Origin of the sequence: Legionella bozemanae (genome assembly GCF_900450575.1) — a bacterium.
GTDB lineage: Bacteria > Pseudomonadota > Gammaproteobacteria > Legionellales > Legionellaceae > Legionella > Legionella bozemanae.
In genome coordinates this window covers 2,748,073-2,770,033 of sequence record NZ_UGGY01000001.1, presented here as the reverse complement: position 1 = coordinate 2,770,033, position 21,961 = coordinate 2,748,073, and the positions used below count along the sequence as shown (strand labels likewise).

Below are 21,961 nucleotides of genomic sequence, written 5' to 3'. Positions count from 1 at the left end.
AAAATATGATATCAGCTCAAGGAGGTAGGGGATATGAGTTTAATTGATAACAGGATTGTGAAAGCTTCCTTTAGAGAAAACCCAGTAGAAGAAAGAAAACAGTTTCCTCAATCTTCTTGTCTGATGCCTATTAGTGTTGGACAACCCATCCATGAGGGCGAAAAATTTGCAGCGGTGATTAAACTCATTAATGGGGCATTTAAACGGTGTACTATCCTTGTTGACGATAGTGTTCAACGTCATACGATGGGTATTATGCAGCATGCGACACCAGATGAATTATATCAGCTTGCTGTAAAAGAAGGTGATGATTGGTTGCTGCGAAATGAAATGGCTTACAATCAATTAACTATTCCCTTTGAAATTATGCGTTGGGATGATTGGTATAACAGCCAGAATTACATTGACAGCTATGTACGTGTGCAAAAAGAATATGACTCCAATGACTTATTTCGTCATGCGATTCATGCCAATATTGATGATTTTTTAACACGATACTTGAGCCGATTTTCTGCTGTGGATGTTGATTATGAACGGGCATCCAGACTTTGCCTTGATTATTTGCTGGAAGAGTGTTCGGTGATGTGCCTATGGACAGAAAAAGCATATGATTTTGAAGTTTATCCCAGCGGCAGAAACAAGGCGATGGCAGCCACTTATGAATATTTAATAAAACCTCATTATCCAAATTATTTAAGACCTGTTGCACTTCGATTTAAAAAATATCCAGGAAAGATAGTAGGAGATGAGTTGCAAATGCCTCAAGAAGCTGCTCAGGAAAACGAACCAGTGGTTAGCGATTTTTAAGTGTTTCATTTATATGTGTAGCCTGGGTGGAGCGAGGCGAAACCCGGGGTTTCACTTTTAAAAATTTCTCCCGGGTTTCACTTCACATCACCCAGGCTACAAAAATATCTAAATTAATGAGGTGCTTTTGCCTTTATCCATTTTTGAATTTCAGAGGTTGTTTCATCAATCACTTGCATCATTTGCTGATATATTTTCTCCAATAAATCACGTTGTCCTGATTTCCAATAACGCTCAAGATATTGGCAAGCGATTTTCAAACGGATGGCGCCGACATATACTGCACCCCCCTTAATTTTATGGGCAAGTTTCTGTGTTTTTTCCCAGTCCCCTTGTACATGTGCTTCTTTTAGTAGGGTAATATCTTCAACAAGAGAATGGCCAAGCATTAATTTGAGCATCTTACAGAACATATCTTCTGTACCGGTAGTTTTAATTCCTTCTGCAACATCAAGTAGAGGGAATTCTGAAAGCTCAAAAAACTGTTTTTCTGTTGCGGGTAAATCTAAAACATCAAGTTCAGAGGAGATTCCTTTTTCTTTTTGTATGGAAGGAATAAATGAATTCAAAATATCACAACAATTTTTTTGAGTGAGTGGTTTACTGAGTACCGCATTTATTCCTGATTCGATACATCGTTGCTTGTTTTCTTCGCCAACATGGGCTGTGAGTGCAATAATTGGGGTGTGATGGTTTTTAGCGATTTCTTGAACACGAATGTGATGGGTCACTTGATAACCATCCATATCGGGTAAACCGATATCCATAAAAATTAAATCGTACTTATTTTTCTTCCAGAATTGTAATGCCGATTGTCCGTCAGCTGCTACATCAACGTGACAATTACATTGATTCAACATTTCTTTTGCGATTGTTTGTGCAATGGTATTGTCTTCTACTAATAAGATACGATGTTTGAATAATTTTGCGGATGAGTCCGGAGCTTGTTGGGTGATTGCAGTATTTTCTGTAAAACTTGGAATATTTGGCTCAAAAAAATCATTATCAATGCCGGTTTCATCTTCTAAAAGTGCGGTTTTTAAGGGAATGATGCAGGTGAACCGTGTTCCTTTGGCAACCGTACTCTCAACATATATTTCCCCATCTAATTCATCAATAAACTGTTTGATTACCGCAAGGCCTAGACCCGCTCCTTTATAAATTCCTTTGTAGGAAGGCGTTAGGCGTTTAAATTGCAGGAAAATTTCCTGTTGCTTGTCCTTGGGAATACCCATGCCACTGTCTTCTATGATGAATTGAATAATGATTTCGCGATTTTCTCGTTTTGCCAGTTTAGCGGTTAATGTTACAAAGCCTGCATCTGTGAAATTCAATGAGTTAGCAATTAGCTCGAGTAAAATGCGATGGATGCGCACCGGATCACCAATGAGGTATTTGGGAATATTGGGATCAAAATCCAACGATAAACGCAGGTGTTTTGCAGATGCTTTGGCTTTATTAAGATCAATAACATGTTGAACGATTCGTTGTAAGACGAATTTTTTCCTAACTTTGGGCACTTCGCCAGAACTTACATGAATTGCTTCAAGAACCTCATCCATAAAATCAAGCAAAGCATGGCTGGATGCGACTAGATTATCCGCATATTCTTTAATCTGAGCACTTTTTGCTTCAGATTTGATGAGATCTGCAAATCCAACAATGCCAGTGAGGGGCGTGCGAATGTCATGACGCATATTTTCAAGAAATTCTGTTTTTGCAAGGCTTGCTGCTTCGGCTTTTTCTTTTGCAACCTTGAGCTCGGCTTCCATTTTTTTTCGGTCAGTGATGTTAATTGAAATACCGAGTACTCCAGTAATCTCTCCTTTTTTATTACGCATCGGAGATTTATGACTTAAAAAAATGGCATTTTTACCTTCGACCAGGGCTTTTTCTTCAATAATTTCGGTTTCACCCGTTTGCATAATATAAAGATCATTTTGACGGAATAGCTCGGCTTGATGTTCACCCCAAGGTAAATCAAAATCGGTTTTCCCTATAAGCTCATGGCCAAATTGAAATCCTACGCTTCGTGCTTGGCGGTTATTGCACCCTAAATACACCCCATTTTTGTCTTTCCAATAAACATGCCCTGGCATATTGGCAAGAATGTTTTCTAAAGTCGATTGTGTTTTTTCCTGGCTTGAGCGCAAATCTGCTTCTTGCTTTTTACGGTGAGTAATATTCAGCGAGATGCCTAGAATACCTATGACATTTCCTTGTTCATCGCGTAGAGGAGTTTTCCTGGTCAATACAACGGCTTGTTGTCCATTGGCCAATGTTCCTGTTTCTTCCAGTTCTAATGAAGAGTTAAGTGCCATTACTTTTAAATCATTATTGCGAATTGTTTCTGCAGATGCGGCCCATGGCATATCAAAATCTGTTTTTCCAATTATGGATTTCATTCCAGTCATTTCAAGCATGGTGTCATTACAACCTAAATACACCCCATTTTTGTCTTTCCAATAGATACTGCCTGGCAATTCTTTAAGGATACTTGCGAGAATAAAAGGATTTGCTTCAACAGAAAGTGAAGCAGGTGGTTCCTTAGAACTACTGATTTTAACTTTAGCTTTTTTTTCTGACATAAGTGCTCTCTTTTATTCTTAAAGTTATAGACCCAATATTGGTGACGTACAAGAGAAGGAGGTATATTTAAAAAAAGAATTAAGAACTTAATCGAATGTAAAAACGCGCTTCTTTTTCTTGCTTAATTAGCTCTCAGAGTTTTTAATAAAGAAAGGGTTATTTATTGGGAGCACGGAATGCCAGTGAGTAAAGAATGTATTAAATTATTGCAAAATTTGGTAGATAAGTATGGAGAAGAAGGGGAGAGTGATGTGGATTACGCATCAATTCATCCTGTATTAAAAGAATTTTTGTTTTTAGTCATACAAAATCAGAAAAATCATAAAGATGAACGAATTATTGGCTTTCTCAGTACTTCTGCTCTGCTTTTGGAAGAAAATCCTTGCTTTGTTGAAGCATGTAGAACATTCGCCGTCTCTTATCAACAAAAAACCCATGCTTTAGATTCAATGTTGGATGATGAGTTAAATATTCAATCTGAACTGGATGAGTCATGGGGTAAACCGCTCGAATCAGAAGTGAGTCAACCTCTAGAGCCTTCTCGTTTTTTTGTACAGTTACAAGAAGCTATTGCTAAGCGGGCTCAACGTATTGTAGAGAAAGAAAAGGGAATATGGAAAAATCCTACACCATAATTATAAATTGAGTCTTACCTTATAGCGTATGAATACGAATTCTGAGATTCATTTTCCAAGAAAATTCGCTTTTTGTTAATTTATCCCAAAAGAGCGCGAATTATCTTTAATTTCCATTGTTTGTATGGTCTGTATTTAATCGGCAGTTCGAACCAAAAAGGTCGTTTCAAAATACTTTTAAAGTGGCTGAACGTTTTAAAACCTGCTTCACCGTGGTAATTTCCTATACCACTTTCTCCTATACCGCCAAATGGAAGGTGGGAATTGCAAATATGCATTATTACATCATTAATACAGCCACCGCCAAAGGAAACCTCATGCAAAATTTGTGTTTGTACGCTTGAATTTTTTCCAAAAATATAAAGTGATAAAGGGCGCGGGCGTTGTTTTATTTCCTGTAGAACAGTTTGCAGATCGGTAAAAGGAATAATGGGTAAAATTGGACCAAAAATCTCTTCTTTCATGATTTCATCAGCAAAACTGACATCCTTAAGAATTGTTGGCGCAATATAATTTTCTGTTTCGATGACTTGTCCCCCTGTAAATAGTTTTTGGGGGTCGATGAGTTTTTTTAAACGTTGTACATGTTTTTGATTAATAATCCGTACATAACTTTCACTTTCAAGAGGATTAGGACCAATAATAGTGTCGATTTGATTTTTAAGTTCTTCCAATAAGGGTTGGTAAATCGATTCTTCAACTAAAAGATAATCGGGCGCAATACAGGTTTGGCCCGCGTTTAAAAATTTGCCCCAAACAATACGCTGCGCTGAAATCTTGAGATCGGCATCAGCAAAAACAAGGCAAGGGCTTTTTCCGCCTAATTCAAGTGTAACAGGAGTTAGGTGTTCCGCAGCTGCTTTCGCTACAATTTTTCCTACAGTTGTACTGCCAGTAAAAAAGAGTTTGTCAAAACGAAAGCTAAGAAGTTCTTGAGTCGCCGTAGCATCACCTTCTACGACATAAAGGTAAGCCGGATCAAAATTTTGATTTATTATTTTTGCCAGGGCAGATGAGGTATTTTGTGGCAACTCACTAGGTTTGATAATGCTGGTGTTTCCGGCTGCCATGGCTGCGATTAAAGGGCTTAACGTCAGCTGATAAGGATAATTCCATGCACCAATAATAAGTGTCGTTCCGTAAGGTTCGGGTAAAATAAAACTCTTTCCTGGTTGCAGCACCAATTCTGTTCGTGTTGCTTTGGGCTTAGCCCATTTATGTACCGATTTAATTGCTAGCTCAAGCTCATGATAAACCATGGCAAGTTCAGTCAAATAAGTTTCAAACTGAGATTTTTTTATGTCTGCATAAAGTGCTTCATAAAGGAGTTGCTCATTTTGTTTGATAATCGCTTTCAATTTTTGCAGTTGCTGCTTACGAAAATCAATATTTTTAGCCTGTCCTTCAGCAGCAAATTTTCTCTGCTCTTCAACAACAGTGTGGATATTCATAATTGACGCCAGTGTAAAAAGTTTTTATTTATCAGCAGGTAAACTGTATTCTAGTCAAATCTCTCAGGCATAGCTAGAGGATGCTTATCTTATTTAACCTCCGGTTTTTCCTTAGTGCTAAGTAATTAAGTTCTATATCCTAATCCTCTACACATTCGCTGAAAAGTAAGTCCGGCTCTATTCCAACGTCCCGCGCCTTGTCTGCGGGATTCGGAAGATCTGCCCTAAATCACTGGACCCCGTGGACAAGCCACGGAGCGTAGGCAGAGATGTGATCAAGAGAAAGGAACAAGTCGCAGAACATAGTGATAAGGTTCAAATTATTGAGTGTCACTACTCTGTTTTCTTTATTTAGGGTGATGGATGTTTGTTGCTTTTCGTATGCAAAATTTCGTTTTGTAACTCCATAATTTTATTGATGTATAACTTTTCTTTACTAGGCTCATCTTTGCATGCGGCTTTTTCTGCAGGCGTCATTCTAAGTAACAGTTGGATGTAGGCATCATTTGCGATTTGTTTTTGAGGTAAATAGGTAGTTGCGAGTGAGCCAGTTCTTACAAGCTCGATCAGATTTGGAGTAATTGATTGCTTGATTAAAGGATGCTGGGATACGGCAGATTTGCTTTTATTTTCAGCATCTTCTTTAAGACCCTTTAAAACAGTACTCATTATTTGCAAAAACTGGGTTAATCCTGTAATTGGATTTATTGTTCCAAGTGAAACCTCGCGAAGAATAGTCAAACTTTTTTCTCTTAATGCATTTTCTAACAGATCATCCAAATCATTGACAAAAGGAGGCAATTCGACTGTGGAATTCAGGCTATCCATAAAATGTGTATCAGACAATAAACTTTTATGTTTTTCTCCTGTTTGACTATTTTGATAAATGGTTGTATCCACTAATGAAGGAGTCAGACTACTATGACAGGCCTCCGAGACACTCGTATTACTGCGTGTAGTACGTCCTCTACCATGTTGTAATGTTGTATGCCCATAGATTGGCAAAATCCCCGTTTTGTAATAAGCAATTAATGTGTAAAAAAATAAATCTATGCGTCGATTTGCATGTTCAATAATATTTTTTTTAGACATGACGAGGAGCGCATTTTGATCATGATGCTTTACGGCTAATTGATGGTTTGAATAAGGCAAGTTGAGTGCGGCACTATAATTGTCTTTGTATTCAGAGCGATGCCGTTTTTTAGATGTAAACTGCTTGTGTTCCTCCGCTTTTAATTTTGTAAAAAAAAGTGTATTAAGTGCTTTCGTTACTGGGGGGACTGTTGTTGCTTTTTGGGGAGTTGCAAACAAGGGTTTTGTTGTTTTTTTTGATGGAAGCATTGTGTGAGATGGATGCGTTTTAAATACAGAGCCCGCTTGCCTAATAGTTTTATCAATTTTAAATATTCGTCTCATTTTAGATCCCTCCGAGATTGCTGCTAAAACACTAGAACTTTTCCGAAATTCTATTGCAGGCTTTCTCGTATCTCACTCTGCAGCGAACTTCGAAAGAGTCTATGACACTTATTCTCAAGATGTCTCAAGTTATCTTTGCATAAAGTGACATAATTTGACAAGAGTGTGGTCTATGGAGCAGATTGATTGTTTTCTTGATTTATGAGCTCTTTTTCTTATTTGACTTTTCTGCAGGTTTTCTCTTTTTCATGCTTTCTTTTAAAAGTGAAATAAAATCAACTACATCCGCAGAACTTTCTTTGACAACCTCAGAGTCTTCCTCTTCTTTGATTACTGGTTGTTTGGCTATTTGTTGTTCAAGCCATTTTTTCAGCGCCTCACGATATTCATTATGATATTTTTCGGGCTGCCATTTAGTGGTCATTTCATTAATCAAAGTAACAGCCATTTTTATTTCTGATTGGGAAACCTTATAGTTTTTAAAATCTTCTTTTGGAACATCCATTTCCTTTTCTTCGCGTATCTCATCTTTAAAATGAATTAAGTACAAAAGCAGGGCATGATAGTGAGGGAGGATTAAACAAATAGATTCTTTTGTCCGAATAATGACTTTGGCAACACCTGCTTTATTTGTTTTTTTTAATGCCTCTCTTAATAATACATATGCTTTTTTATTTTTACTTTCTGGAATAAGATAATAAGGTTTCATCAAGTAAAGACTATCAATTTCTCGAAAATCTACAAATTCTTCAATGTTAATCGCTTTAAATAAATCTGGACTCGCTTTTTCGAACTTTTTTTCATCGACAACAATGTAACGGTCTTTTTCAAATTCAAATCCCTTCACCACCTGGTCCCAAGGAACTTCCTTGCCGGTTTTTTCACTAATTCGTTGATAATGCACTCTGGACTTCGTTTTTTTATCAAGCAAATGAAACTTAAGCTCGTCTGGTTCCTCAATGGAATATAACGAAACCGGTATCGAAACAAGACCAAAGGAAATTTCGCCTTTCCAGATTGATTTAGGCATTCTCTTAATCCTTAATTACATTTCTTATTCAAAGAGTAGACTATTTTTAAAAGTCATAGAGGAATAGCCCATTTACAATCGACGCAAGGCCAATTCCTTTATCCAAACCTAAGTGTCGCGGCATCCATAAATGGCTATTGGAGCTGGCTCCTGCGGACAACCCCACGAACAAGTCGTGGGAGCAGAACGTAGGAGTGGCCTATTACCGATCGATTGCATGTTATGCATAACGTAGTAGACAAAAAAGAACGGTTCTATGTGCAAAAATTAGATACTTCTACCTTAATTGAGGTGAGTGGAAATTCTTAGTATTTTTCTTAAAATTAAAGTAATCATGCTGAAAGGAGCGGTACATGGGTATTGAGCCTTATCGTAAAAAAAGGAATTTTAATAAAACCCCTGAGCCTAAAGGCGGTGTTTCTTCTGAGACGAACTCTTTATTTGTGATTCAAAAACATGCTGCCAGCCATCTCCACTATGATTTTCGTCTTGAATTAAATGGTGTTCTATTGAGTTGGGCGATTCCCAAAGGTCCCTGTTTCGATCCATCAGTAAAGCGTTTGGCAATGCATGTAGAAGATCATCCCATTGAATACGGTTATTTTGAAGGAATAATACCTGAGGGCCAATATGGTGCGGGTAATGTGATGTTATGGGATAAAGGCATCTGGAAACCCCTTGATGCAGATCCTGAAAAAGCATATAAATCAGGGCACTTACGCTTTGAATTAGAGGCTATCAAATTAAAAGGGCGTTGGGATTTAGTACGTTTTAAGGATGAGAAGCATTGGTTTTTAATCAAATTCAAGGACAAATTTGCTCGAAAACAGAAAGAATATGACATCATTGAAGCAGAACCAGATAGTGTGCTGACCAATCTTTCGATCGATGAAATTGGGGAGCATTATAGTAGGACGAATCAGCCTCATACAAGTGACATAAAAAAAAACTGCATAATAAGCACGAACCAGAACTTTCTGATCATTTAAGCATCAGCTCCTTCCCAGGTTTTATTGCGCCCCAACTCACTACACTGGTAGACCATGCTCCTGAAAGTTCAGATTGGCTGCATGAAATAAAATTTGATGGATATCGAATTATTGCGCTCATTCATAATGAACACATCCGCTTAAAATCACGTAATAATAAAGATTGGACCAATGATTTATTATCCGTAGTAGATGCACTTAAAAAATTGGCTTTACCGCAGGCCATATTGGATGGAGAAATTGTTTTACTTGATGAACATGGGAAAGCTGATTTTCAATTATTACAAAATACAATTAAATTGAATCCTAATGCTTCATATGTTTATTATCTTTTCGATATTTTGTATTACGAACAGTTTGATTTAAGAACTTTACCTTTATTAAAGCGTAAAGCAATTTTGAAAAATGTGTTGGAAGGGCAGGATAAAATGCTTCGCTTTAGTGATCATATTATTGGTGAAGGACGTTTCCTTTTTCATCGTGCTTGTGAACTTGGACTTGAGGGAATAATTTCCAAACAAATCGATAGTCCCTATATATCTGGACGCACTAAAAAATGGCTTAAGATCAAATGCTTGATGCGGCAAGAATTTATTATTGGCGGTTACTCAGTGCCAACCGACTCGCGTAAGTATTTTCGTGCTCTGTATTTAGGGGTTTATAATGAGCAAGGAGAGTTGGATTATACAGGAAATGTAGGAACTGGTTTTAGCGAAGCATCGCTTAAGGAAGTATTCGCTTTATTGCAAAAAATTCCGGCAAAGCAAAAGCCTTTTGCTAAGGAAATCCCTGGATCCCAAGGAGTAGTTTGGGTACAACCCAAACTGGTCGCAGAAATCGAATTTACTCATTGGACTGAAGGGGGGTATTTACGACACCCAAGTTTCAAAGGATTGCGTCTGGATAAAAAACCTGAAGAGGTTTTTCGTGAACAAAAAACTCTATTAGAAAATAAAGACAAAAAAATTGAAAAAGGAGATGCCAAAAATACCAAGACTCATTCCTTTAGAATTAAAATGACCCACCCTCAGAAAGTGCTTTATCCTGAAGATGGTATTCCCAAAAAAGACTTATTGAATTATTACGAATATGTTTGTGATTACATCATGCCATTTATAAAAAATAGGCCCTTATCTTTACTTCGTTGCCCTGAAAATTGGCACGATTGTTTTTTTCAACGTCATTATATTGATTCAACACCAAAAGTGTTACAGGCTGTCTCTATGGAGACTAAAAAGAAGAAAGAGTCCTACGTTTATTTAAATACAATAGAAGGGCTTTTCAGTTTAGTGCAAATGAATGTTTTGGAAATTCATCCTTGGGGTAGCCAAATTAATCATATAGAAAAACCGGATTTTATTGTATTTGACTTAGATCCTGGCCCCTCTGTAACTTGGGAAGCAATTGTTAAAGCAGCTTTTGAAATTAGAAAACACCTTAATGAATTCAAACTCACTTCTTTTGTTAAAACAACTGGAGGTAAAGGATTACATGTAGTAGTACCTATTGAACCTGAATATGATTGGGACGAGGTAAAGAACTTCACGCAGGTTTTTGCGGAGTTTATGGAACGAATTAATCCCAATCAATATACGAGCACCATGAATAAAGCCAAACGGAAAAATAAAATATTTATTGATTTTTTACGAAATCAACGAGGCGCTACGGCAATCAGCGCTTATTCTACAAGAGCACGTATTCATGCCCCTGTAGCTGTACCGATTCATTGGGATGAGCTGGGTAAAGAGAAACGAGATATCGAATTTACAATTAAAACAATACCCCAACGATTAGAGGCATTAAAGGGAGATCCTTGGGAAGATTATTGGAAAATAAAACAATCTTTGCGTTTGGATACAATTCTCTAATTTGAAGGACTTCTATTGTAGCCATGGTACAAGCGAAGCCCGAAAGACCCATAAAATGTTTTTTTCCTACGTAACCGCATATAAAAAGCGGTACGTAGAGAGGTTTTGTTTTTCACTAAAGTGTGCTCTTGAAATAATGATTATTGAGCAGGATTGTTAAATGTCAATTGTACTAAGCGCTCTAATACTTGGGCATCATAGGGGGCAACTGCTTTCTCATCATTATCTAAATAGCAAAAAATTTTTTTAACTTGTTTGTGCCAATCGGCAAATTTATGAGCATAATTTAAAAGCGATTTTTCTTCATAATGACCTGAATAAGGTTGGAGATGCGGCCCATGCAATCGTAAGTAGATAAAATCACTGGTTATAATTTCTGGACACTGAAATCCCTTATAATCATAAAAACAAAGTGCAATATTGTTTTTTGTGAGAACATCATAAACTTCCTGACGCAACCAACTTTTATTTCTAAACTCAAATGTATAATCAAAGGATTCAGGCAATCCTTTAATAAATTGTTCCAAACGTTCCAGGTTATAAGGCCAATAAGGTGGGAGTTGAAATAAAATAGGCCCTAATTTTTCTTCTAATCCTTCGAGTACTTGCAATAAGTAATTAACACTATCCTGAACATCTTTAAGCATTTTTACATGAGTTACATAGCGACTGGCTTTACACGAAAAAATAAATTTATCCGAAGTAGTCTCTTTCCATTTTGCAATAGATTTTGGGGTAGGTATGCGATAAAAACTGTTATTAAGTTCTACAGAGTTAAAGATGCTTGCGTAATAGCTTAGCTCATCTTTTTCTGCAAGAGACTTAGGATAGAAAATCTCTTTCCAACCCTTATAGACCCATCCTGAGGTACCAATATAAACGAATGGCATGCTGATCTCTGAAAAGACTATTCCTGATAGGAAATTCCTAGCATATTTAGACCTCGCTCAATGTCATCAGCCACTGTGGGTCTGGATAACAAATATTCCCCGGTATGCTCCGTCAATTCCTCTTGGGCGAAATTAAGTGCATCTTCCCATTCATCTTGGGTGTAATCTCCGCGACCCAAATACATTAATGCGACTAAAGTTGCTTGCTGATCAGGACGCAAATTATCAATGAATTCTATTGTTTCTTGATAAACTGGATCATCGTGATAATCAGCTAATACGTAGAGTGCATCCATTTCATCAGTGACTTCCGGAAAGCTGACGTCTTCTTTGACTTGAAATTGTCGTGCTTTATCAAGAAGATCACAAATTGTTTCCGTATCAAGGCTCAACATACTTATCTCCTTATTTCATATGTTTTCCAATAATAATAGCTTAAATAAAATATAGTTTATTAATTGCAATCCTCAAGCCTATTCTTCATCTATGTCAGAAGTGATTTTTAGCATACTTAATCTGAATTGACTCTCTGTGAGCAGATTCTTTAGAGGTTGGTTTATTTTATTGAATAGTTTTATGAAAAAATTATAGAACTCATGTGAGTTCTATAATTAAGATGTTCTCTGATTTATTGCAAAGAAACGCTTTGACGCTCTAATGCTGCCTGCTCCTCCACTGTTTCTAATTCAGAGTGAAAAGTCAGGAGAAGATAGGCTTTAGGCTCTATTTGAGTGATTGTTGCTAATACTCCATCCTCAAATAATCGCATGAGTTGTGTTTTATCTGAGAGATTTGGCAGGTTATAAATTTGGGTACGAAGTTGATGCAAACCTTCCCAATCAAAGTGAGGTCTCTCATCAAAATAATGTTCAAAAAGTTCCGAAGCTTGTTTTTTTAGTGTATTAAGTTGTTCAAGCAAAGGTTTATAGGTATTAATTTCATTAGTAAAATTTATAGAAAAATAAAGTTTAGGATGAAAGGCAGCTATTTGTTTGCAAACATTTTGATGAAAACGTTCCATAAGCGCAATTTTTTCGTTGTCCAATGGTAACAATTTGATTGAGTTATAAACATTTGCAAGCGCAGAAAAGTTAAAAGGTTTTTTTTCACCAAAATATTGAGATTTGCCCTGACAATAGAATGTTACAGCATCTTCTAATTGCTGTATGTCTCTGAGAAGAGTTGTGTCAACCATTATTTATTTACCTATATTATTATTGGCCATTTAGTGTACGTATTTTTTTATTGAAGTCAATGTGAGGTTTTGATGATCAATAACAAATTATGTGCAGTAAACCGGATAACTGAATTCGAGAGACATACTCCTGTATGAATGACATCTCATTGATAAAAAAATAATTTTTTTATATTTTTAAAAATAAATAATAATTAAAAGTGTGTTTATTTGATTAATCTTATTCAATGACTATATTTAAAATATTATTTTCATTAAATTTTTCCATATAGTGTGGTTAACTAAGGAGGGTACTAACATGAAAAACCGAGCATATACTCCCAAAGATCATCTTGAAGCGGCTGCAAGCCAGTTATTAACAGAAGGAAAAAAAAAGGTGAATCAGTTGTATGAAGATGGGGTAAACAAAGCAAATGAAGTAGAAGAGAATCTCAAAGAACAGTCAGATCGTTTATTGAAAAAAATACAGGAAAATCCATTAGCTTCTGTTTTGATCGCAGGAGGAATTGGCTTTTTGTTATCTCGATTAATGAAAAAGTAATGGAAGCCTTAAAACAGTTAGAAGCACTCATTGCTGCAAAAATATCTGTTATTAAAACAGTTAGCTCTTTAATTCGTCTTGAAGCAAGGCTGGCAGGGCTGAGTGTTTTTCCTTTATTACTGAATATATGTCTGCTGTTAGTCGTGTTACTTACAGTATGGTTATCGGTGATGTTCTTAATAGGTTATTTGGCATACTTGGTTTCAGGGTATTTTGTGCATTTAGTTTCTAATCGTCTTCTGTTATCTATTTTGTTTGTTTTACTTCTTAATGTGGGATTTTTACTGGGATTACTTAAGTATCTATCTTTTAACATAAAGAGTATGAGTTTTCAGAAAACAAGGGAATTTTTTTCGCAAGAGAGTGTTGAACATGAAAAACTCGAGAAAGCAAATAATAGCTCAAATTGAACTGATGGATAGGGCTTTACAATCCCAAAAAGAGGAGGTGATTGACCATAAAGAGTATTTTGCACAAAGCGGAATAGCTCGCTATCATTTAACAACCCCGATACTCCTTGTTTCCGCTTTTTTTATAGGTTGGAAAGCAGCGCGCATCCAATGGAGTGGCAAAGTGACGCATCAAGCAGTGGAAATTGGCGCATTGGCTTTGCTTAACTCTTTTAAAAAAACCGTGGTCGCTCTTTTTATGTAATTAAAGGTCTTTCTACTATCTTGGCTGTAATGCCTTGATTTTCTGTGTTTCGAGCGAGCCTACTTTTATACATACTGTGCTTCATGACGTATCATGTAATTTATTGATAATTCAGTAAAAAATTCAAAATCTTTTTATTGCACCTCGCTCGCTTGCCAATATGAAATTCTATCTTTCATTTATCATTTTTGGGAAATTTTTATACTTGACGAAAAATATAATTTTTCCTAATATTAGTTGACCAAAATAGAATTTGTATTTTTTTTGACCAATTTAAAAGGCCGTATTTTCTTCGATTTATTTATATAAAAAAATGAATTAGTAACAGTGTATGTAGCTGTATATGTAGAAGTATATGTAGCTGTATATATGACTGTATATAAAGGAATTTTATTATTTAAATATAAGGAGATAATCGTGAATCATAAAGCTATTAGCGAATTAATAGAGCGCGCAAAAAAAGATCCTAAATTTTTCCATTCCCTTGTCTTTGAACCCGAAAAGGTATTAGGTTCATTGGATGGTTTGGATAGGCAAAGCAGGGGAAGTATCGTCTCTTCAAATGTAGAAGCGCTTTTCGCAAACATACTTGGCCTTGAAGGGTGTGGTAATACCTGTTCTACGAGTTGCGATAATACCTGTGGCCAAAGTTGCGGATATACAACGAACATTGTTGAAGCTGCAAGAGTAAAAGGCGGAGTTTATTTTTCTCACTTTAAAGACGCGTTGGAAGGCTGCGGGAATACTTGCTCAAGCAGTTGTGATAACACTTGTGGCCAAAGCTGCGGGTACACTACCAACCTCACTCTTGAAAGAGAGAAAATGACACGGGCAGCTGGCACTGGCATGTGGGAAGGTGGTTCTGTGTTGGAAGGTTGTGGTAATACATGCAGTAGCAGTTGTGATAATACCTGCGGTCAAAGTTGCGGGTACACAACAAGCCTCCAGGGAAAATTTGGTGGAAACTTTCGTTAAAATGGAACAATAAACTTGTTTGGCAAGCCGAAGCTTGGCTTGCCAAAGTGTTCCTAATTGAGCAATCGTAGTCAAGGAAGATATCATGAACAAGGAACAAATTAGCAAATTGATTGACCGTGCTAAAAAAGACCCTGAGTTTTTTCATAAACTGGTGTTTGAACCAGAGCAAGCAGTTAAGGAATTAAAGAAAAAATCAGGCGACGAGATGATTCTACATGCGAATCTACAACCTATTGTGCATGGGTTAGTTGGTAAGATTCCCTTAACAAGAGAAGGCAGTAACCAAACTCCTTATTTTGATTGTCCGCAAACTTGCGGAGAAACCTGTACAGAAACGTGTGGTCCCACGTGCGCTGCCTCGACAAATACTGAAGCAAGAATGCGAATTGGGGTGCTGGAATCAGCGAGATTTAGCGGTGGCTATTTAATATGTGACGAAAATGTGACGTGTTGTTGCACTTCTGGAACTTGTGGTAGTACTTGTGGTGGCAGTACATGTGATGTGACTTGTTCTGGTGATAGTTGTGGCTCTACTTGTGGAGATAGCTGTGGTTACACTTCTCATCTCCAAATGCGGTAAACAAAATTTACGAATCCGTTAGGGAACAATTATGGCATATATCGAGCAAGTTAAAGATCATAATAATTCACTGAATAACAGTGCAAAAGATGTTGATTATGCAGATTATCTACGATCTTTTGCACTGGAACCCGAATTACGTGGTCCTTGGGCATCTGTTGGCAAAACTGATCGAATACAGGGATGGAAATTACATATCTCTACGATACCCGGAGAGGCTATTCAATTATTAAACTGCGTTATTCCTTGCCTTCTAAGGCATAAAGTCCCTTCTTTTAAAATTGCAAGGGATACCATGACTTTAGGCTATCTCAATGAAGGGGAGCTGGGCAGGACTCAAATAGGTAAATTTATGACGATTTACCCTGAGGATGACAAGTATGCCGTACAATTAGCCCAAGAGCTTGTTCAATTAACTCAAGGTATGCTCGGCCCGCGCATTATCTCAGATATGCGTTTAGGTGATATCGTTTATACGCGATATGGCGGCTTTAATCCGATTATTAAACGAGATCGTCTAGGATTAATGCGGCTTATGATCTATGCACCCGATCAATCACTCCGAATTGATGAATATCAAGTTCCATTCAGATCGCCAGAGGGTGTAGAAAACCCATTTAAAGATTGGCGCCTTGAGTTAACACAGAATGATGATTTGTCTGAGTCCGTACACATTGTCGATGGAAAACCAACCAAATTATTTGGTCCTGGTTATTTAATTTTGGACATACTGCGCGATCAACCCAAGGGTGGGGTTTATAAAGTATTGGATTTACGCTGCCAAGATTCTGTCGGATTAAAAGTTCTGAAGCAGGGCAAACAATTCTGTATGGCTGACCATTACAATAGAGATATGCGCAGCCGGTTACAACGGCAGGCTGAATTGCACGCTAATCTGAGCCAACATCTTCCTATTCCTTCCGCGGATGCTTACTTTGAGGTCGAAGGAGATGGTTATTTACCGCTAGAATGGATTGAAGGAAAGAGCATTGAAACGTTTGCTGTACAAACTTTAGAGGGAGCTAGCTTTGGCACTCTCCCGCTCGATAAGAAAATGGTATTGCTCAACTGGTGCCAAAAGCTTATAGGCATTGTAAGTCAACTGCATGAGCAAGGCTATGTACATCGCGACTTAACCGCATCCAATATTTGGCTTGCGGAGAATGGTGAGCTTTATTTGCTTGATTTAGAACTATGCCATGCTTTAGATGACCCGTCTCCTGCCTTTGGACTTGGCACTGCGGGTTTTATGTCACCACAACAGGCAAATCGAGAGGCCCCTGCGATCGCTGATGATTTGTATGCTATTGGATGCCTATTGTTGTTAGTTTTAACCGGTATCGATCCACGCCGCATTGTCCGTAACAATAATGACAATTTGCTCGCTTGTTTAGAAGAAATAACCCAAGGTGCTCCGTTGTCATTGCTAAAAATTATAATAGATTGTGTTAATAGCGACCCAGCAATACGTCCTTCACTTGAAGTAATTTCCTCTGTGCTGGAACAGTCAATTTCAGATATAAAGCCAAAACCTGCGGCAATAAAAAATCCGAAAAAAACATTGTTAACTCAAGAAGAAATACAAAATACAATAGTGGAGGGTACTCGAGGTATATTGCAATCGGGTGCCATTCAATCTGAAGCGGGTCTTTGGTTATCGATATCCATAGAAAATGGGGCGCAACATCAAATAAAACACCGCTATAGCCAACAATATGAATTTCGACGAAGTGCAAATCGCGGGGTGGCTGGAGTTGTTTATGCCTTGAGTCGCTTAGCTCACTTTGGATTTTTACCTCAAGAAGGTAGGTTACGAATTCAGCAGGCTATAAATTGGTTGATTTCAGATCAATATACCGTTGATGGGGAGCTGCCTGGATTACACTTTGGTACAGCAGGTGTTGGTGTTGCTTTGACGGAGGCGATATCAACTGGTATTCAGAATTCCGATGAATCGTTAATTAAAGTGATTCATACGTGTTTGAATAAAACTGTGGATTGGCCTGATATTACTCATGGTGCTGCTGGTCAGGGAATAGCAGCCATGTATTGTTTCGATCGTTTGGGCATACCGTCTTTTCAAGAAAATGTAGAACAGTGTGTTGATTATTTAATGGCAAATCAGCTGGCTGATGGTTCCTGGATTATGCCAGAAGGTGTACCTGGAATGTCAGGAGAAATTTTATCTGGTTTTGCTCATGGTGTTGCAGGTATTGCTTATTTTTTAACCGAATTTTCTGCGCGAGAAAATGACAATGCAGCGTGGACAAGTGCTGTACGCGCAATAAATTGGCTACAGCAACAGGCAATTCATCAACAAATAGGCGAGGACTCTTTACTGATGTGGACTTACAGCACAAAAAATCCGGCTAGATGGCGCTGGTGGTGTCATGGCGGCCCGGGCATTGCATTGACCTATTTACGATTATATGAATTGACCGGTGAAAAGGAGTATGCGGATTTAGCTCGCCAAGCATTAAAAATTCATCCTATCAATTTGCGCTATCCTAATTTTAGCCAATGTCATGGGTTAAGTGGATTAGGAGATATTTATTTGGAAGCGTTTCGTATCTTAGGTGATGAGGAATGGCTCGAGAGAGCGGCATTTGTAGCAAAATTTCTGTATGCAATGAGACAAACAACAGAAACAGGGGCGTATTACTGGTTAACTGAAGATCCGCATGTTGCCACAGCGGATTTGATGGTTGGAAGTTCTGGAATTCTGCATTTTTTCTTACGGTTACTCCACCAAGGCGAACAAATAGGAGTACCTTTACTGCTGAATCCAGTAAATAAATAAGGAGATTAATGATGAGTAACCCACAGTTCGGTGAGTTTTGTTGGAATGAATTAGCTACCCCCAATGTTATCGCTGCAAAAGATTTTTATAGGCATGTATTAGGTTGGCAATATACTGAAGAAGCTGTAGGCGATATGATTTACACTCTATTTAGAACGAGCACGGGTGATAAATCAATAGGTGGGATTTTGGAAATACCCAAAGAGAAACAAGATAAAATTCCACCTCATTGGATGGGGTATATTTTGGTAGAAAACCTAGAGGATACCTTAGCCAAAGCTATCAAGCATGGTGCAACAGTAAAAGTCTCTGTGACTAAAGCGGGCGATTTTGGTCTATTTGCAGTTGTTGTTGATCCGACTGGTGCTCATATCGCGTTTTGGAAGTCAATAAAAAGTTAAAATGCTTCATGACTACCAGAGCACCGAATGATTTAAAATAAAGCAACAAGCCTACTATCTCTTTGTCCTGCGGCTTGTTCTTTCAAATAGTTTTAAGTTTTTCTTGGCAATTAAAAAGGCCCTACGTACTGCGACTTGTTCGCAGTATCCAGGTGTTGTGGCACGAAACAAGTATTGTCAAGAAAAACGCAAGGCTAATTGGGGGGCGTGGTATCTATAAGGATGTTAGTCTTTACTTTGAACTTTTGGATACCGCGAACGAGTCGTGGTACGTAAAAGACAGGTTGAATTGGAATTTTTTAAATTCGTATCTCACCAAATGGTGCGATCGGAGATAGAGTATCCTCCATCAATTGGGATAATTGCCCCTGTTATGAAGTCTGAGCCACTTGAGGAGAGAAAAACAGCTAAAGGGCCAATATCTTGAGGTTGGCCCCATCTGCCCAGAGGTGTTTTCTTCCTGATTTCCTCACCTCGTTCTGTTTGTGGTAAGGAACCGTTAATTGCTGTTTCAAACCAACCTGGCAAAATAGCATTGACTTGTATATTCCAGGGGCCAAGTTCTAATGCAAGCGAACGCGTTAGACCTAATACTCCTGTTTTTGTGGTGGCATATCCGATGGAGTTAGGGTGTCCAAACAGAGAGTACATAGATCCTATATTGATAATTTTACCATGACGTTGGGTTTTCATAAGACGCGCCGCGCTTTGTGAGCAGAGAAAGACTGAGGTCAAATTGGTGCTTATGAGATACTCCCAGTGTTCACGTGAAAGATCTAAAAGGTGCTGATCTTCATAGATGCCAGCATTATTAACTAATATATCCAATGTTCCAAATTGGTCGGATATTGTTTTAAAACCTTCATGAATGCTTTCTTCACAACTTACATCCATCGTAAGTGAAATGAGATCATATTTTTTGGCTTGTTTTAGCTTTTCCTGATCTCGACCGCAAACAACTACTTGTGCTCCAGCTTTTCGTAAGGCGAGTGCCATGGCAAGACCTAGGCCACCATTTCCACCTGTGATTAAAGCAACACAATGATTCAAATTATTTTTTGAGCTCATAATGATGATGCACCTTTCTGATGGCAGTTAAGAATTCATCCAGATCCTCTTTTTCCAATGTAGGTGAAAGTGCAATATCAATATAGGATTGTATGTTTCTAAAACTGTCAGGATAAAGATTTGGAATTTCGTGTTTTGCTACATCCTTAAATAAATAGGCCCAGTCCCAAAATCTGCGAACATTGATTTTAGTGAGGTCTCCAAGAGCCTTCGTATCTATCCCTTCTGCAGTAAGTGCTTCAGCAAACCAGCAACAGTCTTCAATGGAACCATCTAATTCCAAAAGTAGATTATCACCAAGCGGCAATGCAGCTTCATTCCAGGTACCCCGTGGTCTTAAGCATTTTAAATTTCCAAGGTTTTGCATGACATAAGTATAATTTTGGGAGAGCAAATTGAGCCGCTTATTGAGTTTTTTTAATTGAGATAATCCAAGTGCACCACGGATTTCATCTAAGCGAAAATTAAATATTGGTATGGACGTACAATCAATGGTGCAATCTTGATTAGAAAAATGTTTTTCGTAAAGACGTTCATAGGCTCCAGATAAAATAACGCACTTTAGGTAGAGATCTTTGTCGTTGGTTAAGATAAATCCTCCTTCTCCAGTATTTAATGATTTGTCTGATTGGGTACTAAATGCCCCTGCTAGACCATATGTACCTAAATATTTATTCTGTAACTTACATCCAAGACTGGGAACAGCATCCTCAATAACAGGGACGCCATGGTGCTTGGCAAGTTCCAGAATTTGCGGAAGAGGAGCAGGAAAACCTCTCATATGAACCACTACCAATGCTTTCATATGAGTAATTTTTTTATCAAGATCTGCTAAATCAATGTGAAGATTATGATCTACTTCGATAAGGAGCGGTTTTAGTCGCGCTTGGATAATCGCACTGGGTGTTGCTGTAAATGAATATGCAGGACATCCAACCAAAGAGTCATTAGGTAACTCAAGCGCCATAAGCGGTAGTGAAATTGCTGCGGTACCAGAGCTTACTGCAAGCGCATATTCAGTATTAAAGTAATCCTTGAGTTCTTCTTCAAATTGACCTACTTTTGTCTCTTTGATTTCTCGGTTGTCATAGCGAAATAACCTTTTACTTTTAACCACATCCAGAATAAGAGCTGTGTCCTCATCATCGATGATAACATTTCCCTTGTCATATGTTGGCCAAGGTTTTGTACGAACTGGTGAACCGCCATATAGTGCCAATTCGTTAAGGGAAGGGTGTTCTCTTTTCATACTACTCATACTACCTATCTCCATGTTTCCACTCAGGATTGTAGTTTTTTAATTTGACTTTTTTTTATCAAGCCACAAACGAAAGCGAGCTAAAGTTTTATTCCCCATAAATAACCTGATTGTTGCAAGTACAATAAACCCCCTTAGGAATTGCAACTTAGAACCTTTTCTAATCCAAAAATCACATTCCTCTCCTTTTGTAAGTATGAATAACTTTTCATAGAAAATAATTTTGGGAAAAGGGAGAGAAAAAAAATTATTAATATTTTTTCCATGGGTGCCAAAAATAAGCGGGCCTGTAGGCAAGCGAAGCACATCAAGAAATAATATAAAATAAAGAAATACTACCCAGGAGGCATGTTGCGAGGTTTTCTCGATCCAGAGACATGTTATTTCATGAGGTTTCTTTTGATCAAAGCGATGGTCGCTATAGAGTTTCTGCAATTGAGATGGATTCAATGGGAGAAAGGTTCGATAGTTAGGACCTGAGTTGATACAAAAACCTGCCAGCATGTTTTCCTCTGAGTCTCTAAAAAAAATACGGACCTTGGAGCTTTTAAAGTATTCCAGGTCAGAACGATTATGTGCCAGAGATGAGTAATTGGTTCCATAGATTTTAAGTAAACTATCCTTTTTAATTATTTTTGTTTTAATCATCATCCAGGCTCTAAAAAAGCTCTATTCTCAATTATAGAACATATTGTATTATTTTTTATCTAAATGATGTAAATAAGTGAATTGATGATGAACCTATGAATCAAATGTATTCAATTCATAAGCATAATTTGAATTTTATAGGTGTGTAGGGTGCCCATCGATG

General features: G+C 37.6%; 21 protein-coding genes. 11 read left to right on the top strand and 10 right to left on the bottom strand.

Annotation, left to right across the window (positions count from 1 at the left end; genetic code table 11):
- Positions 1-33: 33 nt before the first annotated feature.
- Positions 34-807, top strand: coding sequence for a hypothetical protein (locus DY223_RS12180; protein ID WP_058460154.1), 774 nt, complete (start codon positions 34-36; stop codon positions 805-807).
- 113 nt (positions 808-920) lie between these two features.
- Here DY223_RS12180 and DY223_RS12175 read toward each other — a convergent pair whose 3' ends face one another.
- A complete protein-coding gene (locus DY223_RS12175) occupies positions 921-3,395 on the bottom strand; it encodes a PAS domain-containing sensor histidine kinase (RefSeq protein WP_058460155.1) in 2,475 nt (824 codons plus the stop codon).
- A gap of 177 nt (positions 3,396-3,572) precedes the next feature.
- Here DY223_RS12175 and DY223_RS12170 point away from each other — a divergent pair, with 177 nt between their 5' ends.
- Entirely contained in the window at positions 3,573-4,031 is a 459-nt protein-coding gene (locus DY223_RS12170) for a hypothetical protein (RefSeq protein WP_058460156.1), read from the top strand.
- An 80-nt stretch (positions 4,032-4,111) separates the two neighbouring features.
- Here the strand turns inward: DY223_RS12170 and DY223_RS12165 are convergent, their stop codons facing one another.
- From DY223_RS12165 to ku, 3 genes are all read right to left on the bottom strand, one after another.
- Positions 4,112-5,482, bottom strand: a complete 1,371-nt coding sequence (locus tag DY223_RS12165; protein ID WP_058460157.1) for an aldehyde dehydrogenase — start codon at positions 5,480-5,482, stop codon at positions 4,112-4,114.
- A 351-nt stretch (positions 5,483-5,833) separates the two neighbouring features.
- A complete protein-coding gene (locus tag DY223_RS12160; RefSeq protein WP_058460158.1) occupies positions 5,834-6,898 on the bottom strand; it encodes a hypothetical protein in 1,065 nt (354 codons plus the stop codon).
- 199 nt (positions 6,899-7,097) lie between these two features.
- Complete coding sequence (gene ku / locus DY223_RS12155; RefSeq protein ID WP_058460159.1) at positions 7,098-7,928, bottom strand: non-homologous end joining protein Ku; 831 nt, start codon at positions 7,926-7,928, stop codon at positions 7,098-7,100.
- A 353-nt stretch (positions 7,929-8,281) separates the two neighbouring features.
- On the opposite strand from ku, the gene DY223_RS19520 reads away from it, so the two are divergent.
- Both DY223_RS19520 and ligD read left to right on the top strand, forming a co-directional pair.
- Complete coding sequence (locus DY223_RS19520; protein ID WP_235810548.1) at positions 8,282-8,917, top strand: DNA polymerase ligase N-terminal domain-containing protein; 636 nt, start codon at positions 8,282-8,284, stop codon at positions 8,915-8,917.
- On the top strand, positions 8,878-10,785 hold the full coding sequence (ligD, locus tag DY223_RS12150) for a DNA ligase D (protein ID WP_445554035.1): 1,908 nt from the start codon (positions 8,878-8,880) through the stop codon (positions 10,783-10,785). The genes DY223_RS19520 and ligD overlap by 40 nt, the downstream gene beginning before the upstream one ends.
- A gap of 140 nt (positions 10,786-10,925) precedes the next feature.
- On the opposite strand, the gene DY223_RS12145 is transcribed toward ligD, so the two are convergent.
- From DY223_RS12145 to DY223_RS12135, 3 genes are all read right to left on the bottom strand, one after another.
- On the bottom strand, positions 10,926-11,675 hold the full coding sequence (locus tag DY223_RS12145) for a DUF72 domain-containing protein (RefSeq protein WP_058460160.1): 750 nt from the start codon (positions 11,673-11,675) through the stop codon (positions 10,926-10,928).
- Between the two features lie 17 nt (positions 11,676-11,692).
- The gene (locus tag DY223_RS12140) at positions 11,693-12,070 is read right to left on the bottom strand and encodes a DUF3775 domain-containing protein (RefSeq protein ID WP_058460161.1); all 378 of its coding nucleotides are present in this window, start codon (positions 12,068-12,070) and stop codon (positions 11,693-11,695) included.
- 233 nt (positions 12,071-12,303) lie between these two features.
- Positions 12,304-12,870 carry a hypothetical protein gene (locus tag DY223_RS12135; protein ID WP_058460162.1) on the bottom strand — a complete coding sequence of 189 codons (567 nt, stop codon included), beginning with the start codon at positions 12,868-12,870 and terminating at the stop codon, positions 12,304-12,306.
- A 298-nt stretch (positions 12,871-13,168) separates the two neighbouring features.
- Between DY223_RS12135 and DY223_RS12130 the strand changes: the two genes are divergently transcribed.
- From DY223_RS12130 to DY223_RS12100, 7 genes are all read left to right on the top strand, one after another.
- The gene (locus DY223_RS12130; protein WP_058460163.1) at positions 13,169-13,411 is read left to right on the top strand and encodes a DUF883 C-terminal domain-containing protein; all 243 of its coding nucleotides are present in this window, start codon (positions 13,169-13,171) and stop codon (positions 13,409-13,411) included.
- A complete protein-coding gene (locus tag DY223_RS12125) occupies positions 13,411-13,821 on the top strand; it encodes a hypothetical protein (protein WP_058460164.1) in 411 nt (136 codons plus the stop codon). Before DY223_RS12130 ends, DY223_RS12125 begins: the two co-directional genes overlap by 1 nt.
- A gap of 4 nt (positions 13,822-13,825) precedes the next feature.
- Positions 13,826-14,065, top strand: a complete 240-nt coding sequence (locus DY223_RS12120; protein ID WP_259293198.1) for a hypothetical protein — start codon at positions 13,826-13,828, stop codon at positions 14,063-14,065.
- A 417-nt stretch (positions 14,066-14,482) separates the two neighbouring features.
- Entirely contained in the window at positions 14,483-15,040 is a 558-nt protein-coding gene (locus DY223_RS12115; protein WP_058460166.1) for a hypothetical protein, read from the top strand.
- Between the two features lie 85 nt (positions 15,041-15,125).
- Positions 15,126-15,623, top strand: coding sequence for a hypothetical protein (locus DY223_RS12110; protein WP_058460167.1), 498 nt, complete (start codon positions 15,126-15,128; stop codon positions 15,621-15,623).
- Positions 15,624-15,654: 31 nt separating this feature from the next.
- Positions 15,655-18,423 (top strand): class III lanthionine synthetase LanKC N-terminal domain-containing protein, encoded by a 2,769-nt coding sequence (locus DY223_RS12105; RefSeq protein WP_058460168.1) that lies wholly within the window; start codon positions 15,655-15,657, stop codon positions 18,421-18,423.
- Positions 18,424-18,434: 11 nt separating this feature from the next.
- A complete protein-coding gene (locus DY223_RS12100; RefSeq protein WP_058460169.1) occupies positions 18,435-18,824 on the top strand; it encodes a VOC family protein in 390 nt (129 codons plus the stop codon).
- Positions 18,825-19,136: 312 nt separating this feature from the next.
- Here the strand turns inward: DY223_RS12100 and DY223_RS12095 are convergent, their stop codons facing one another.
- The 3 genes from DY223_RS12095 to DY223_RS12085 are packed head-to-tail and all read right to left on the bottom strand — an operon-like array spanning position 19,137 to position 21,801.
- A complete protein-coding gene (locus tag DY223_RS12095; protein WP_058460170.1) occupies positions 19,137-19,892 on the bottom strand; it encodes an SDR family NAD(P)-dependent oxidoreductase in 756 nt (251 codons plus the stop codon).
- The gene (locus DY223_RS12090) at positions 19,876-21,150 is read right to left on the bottom strand and encodes a DegT/DnrJ/EryC1/StrS family aminotransferase (protein ID WP_058460171.1); all 1,275 of its coding nucleotides are present in this window, start codon (positions 21,148-21,150) and stop codon (positions 19,876-19,878) included. Before DY223_RS12090 ends, DY223_RS12095 begins: the two co-directional genes overlap by 17 nt.
- Positions 21,151-21,189: 39 nt before the next feature.
- Positions 21,190-21,801 (bottom strand): hypothetical protein, encoded by a 612-nt coding sequence (locus DY223_RS12085; RefSeq protein ID WP_058460172.1) that lies wholly within the window; start codon positions 21,799-21,801, stop codon positions 21,190-21,192.
- Positions 21,802-21,961 lie beyond the last annotated feature (160 nt).

What these genes read in the sequence shown, in the direction of transcription:
- DY223_RS12090 (WP_058460171.1), bottom strand. Translation starts at nt 21,150, where the DNA reads ATGAGTAGTATGAAAAGAGAACACCCTTCCCTTAACGAATTGGCACTA.
- DY223_RS12175 (WP_058460155.1), bottom strand. Translation starts at nt 3,395, where the DNA reads ATGTCAGAAAAAAAAGCTAAAGTTAAAATCAGTAGTTCTAAGGAACCA.
- DY223_RS12160 (WP_058460158.1), bottom strand. Translation starts at nt 6,898, where the DNA reads ATGAGACGAATATTTAAAATTGATAAAACTATTAGGCAAGCGGGCTCT.
- DY223_RS12100 (WP_058460169.1), top strand. Translation starts at nt 18,435, where the DNA reads ATGAGTAACCCACAGTTCGGTGAGTTTTGTTGGAATGAATTAGCTACC.
- DY223_RS19520 (WP_235810548.1), top strand. Translation starts at nt 8,282, where the DNA reads ATGGGTATTGAGCCTTATCGTAAAAAAAGGAATTTTAATAAAACCCCT.
- DY223_RS12145 (WP_058460160.1), bottom strand. Translation starts at nt 11,675, where the DNA reads ATGCCATTCGTTTATATTGGTACCTCAGGATGGGTCTATAAGGGTTGG.
- DY223_RS12125 (WP_058460164.1), top strand. Translation starts at nt 13,411, where the DNA reads ATGGAAGCCTTAAAACAGTTAGAAGCACTCATTGCTGCAAAAATATCT.
- DY223_RS12135 (WP_058460162.1), bottom strand. Translation starts at nt 12,870, where the DNA reads ATGGTTGACACAACTCTTCTCAGAGACATACAGCAATTAGAAGATGCT.
- DY223_RS12180 (WP_058460154.1), top strand. Translation starts at nt 34, where the DNA reads ATGAGTTTAATTGATAACAGGATTGTGAAAGCTTCCTTTAGAGAAAAC.
- DY223_RS12165 (WP_058460157.1), bottom strand. Translation starts at nt 5,482, where the DNA reads ATGAATATCCACACTGTTGTTGAAGAGCAGAGAAAATTTGCTGCTGAA.
- DY223_RS12130 (WP_058460163.1), top strand. Translation starts at nt 13,169, where the DNA reads ATGAAAAACCGAGCATATACTCCCAAAGATCATCTTGAAGCGGCTGCA.
- DY223_RS12140 (WP_058460161.1), bottom strand. Translation starts at nt 12,070, where the DNA reads ATGTTGAGCCTTGATACGGAAACAATTTGTGATCTTCTTGATAAAGCA.
- DY223_RS12120 (WP_259293198.1), top strand. Translation starts at nt 13,826, where the DNA reads ATGGATAGGGCTTTACAATCCCAAAAAGAGGAGGTGATTGACCATAAA.
- DY223_RS12110 (WP_058460167.1), top strand. Translation starts at nt 15,126, where the DNA reads ATGAACAAGGAACAAATTAGCAAATTGATTGACCGTGCTAAAAAAGAC.
- ku (WP_058460159.1), bottom strand. Translation starts at nt 7,928, where the DNA reads ATGCCTAAATCAATCTGGAAAGGCGAAATTTCCTTTGGTCTTGTTTCG.
- DY223_RS12095 (WP_058460170.1), bottom strand. Translation starts at nt 19,892, where the DNA reads ATGAGCTCAAAAAATAATTTGAATCATTGTGTTGCTTTAATCACAGGT.
- DY223_RS12085 (WP_058460172.1), bottom strand. Translation starts at nt 21,801, where the DNA reads ATGATGATTAAAACAAAAATAATTAAAAAGGATAGTTTACTTAAAATC.
- DY223_RS12105 (WP_058460168.1), top strand. Translation starts at nt 15,655, where the DNA reads ATGGCATATATCGAGCAAGTTAAAGATCATAATAATTCACTGAATAAC.
- DY223_RS12170 (WP_058460156.1), top strand. Translation starts at nt 3,573, where the DNA reads ATGCCAGTGAGTAAAGAATGTATTAAATTATTGCAAAATTTGGTAGAT.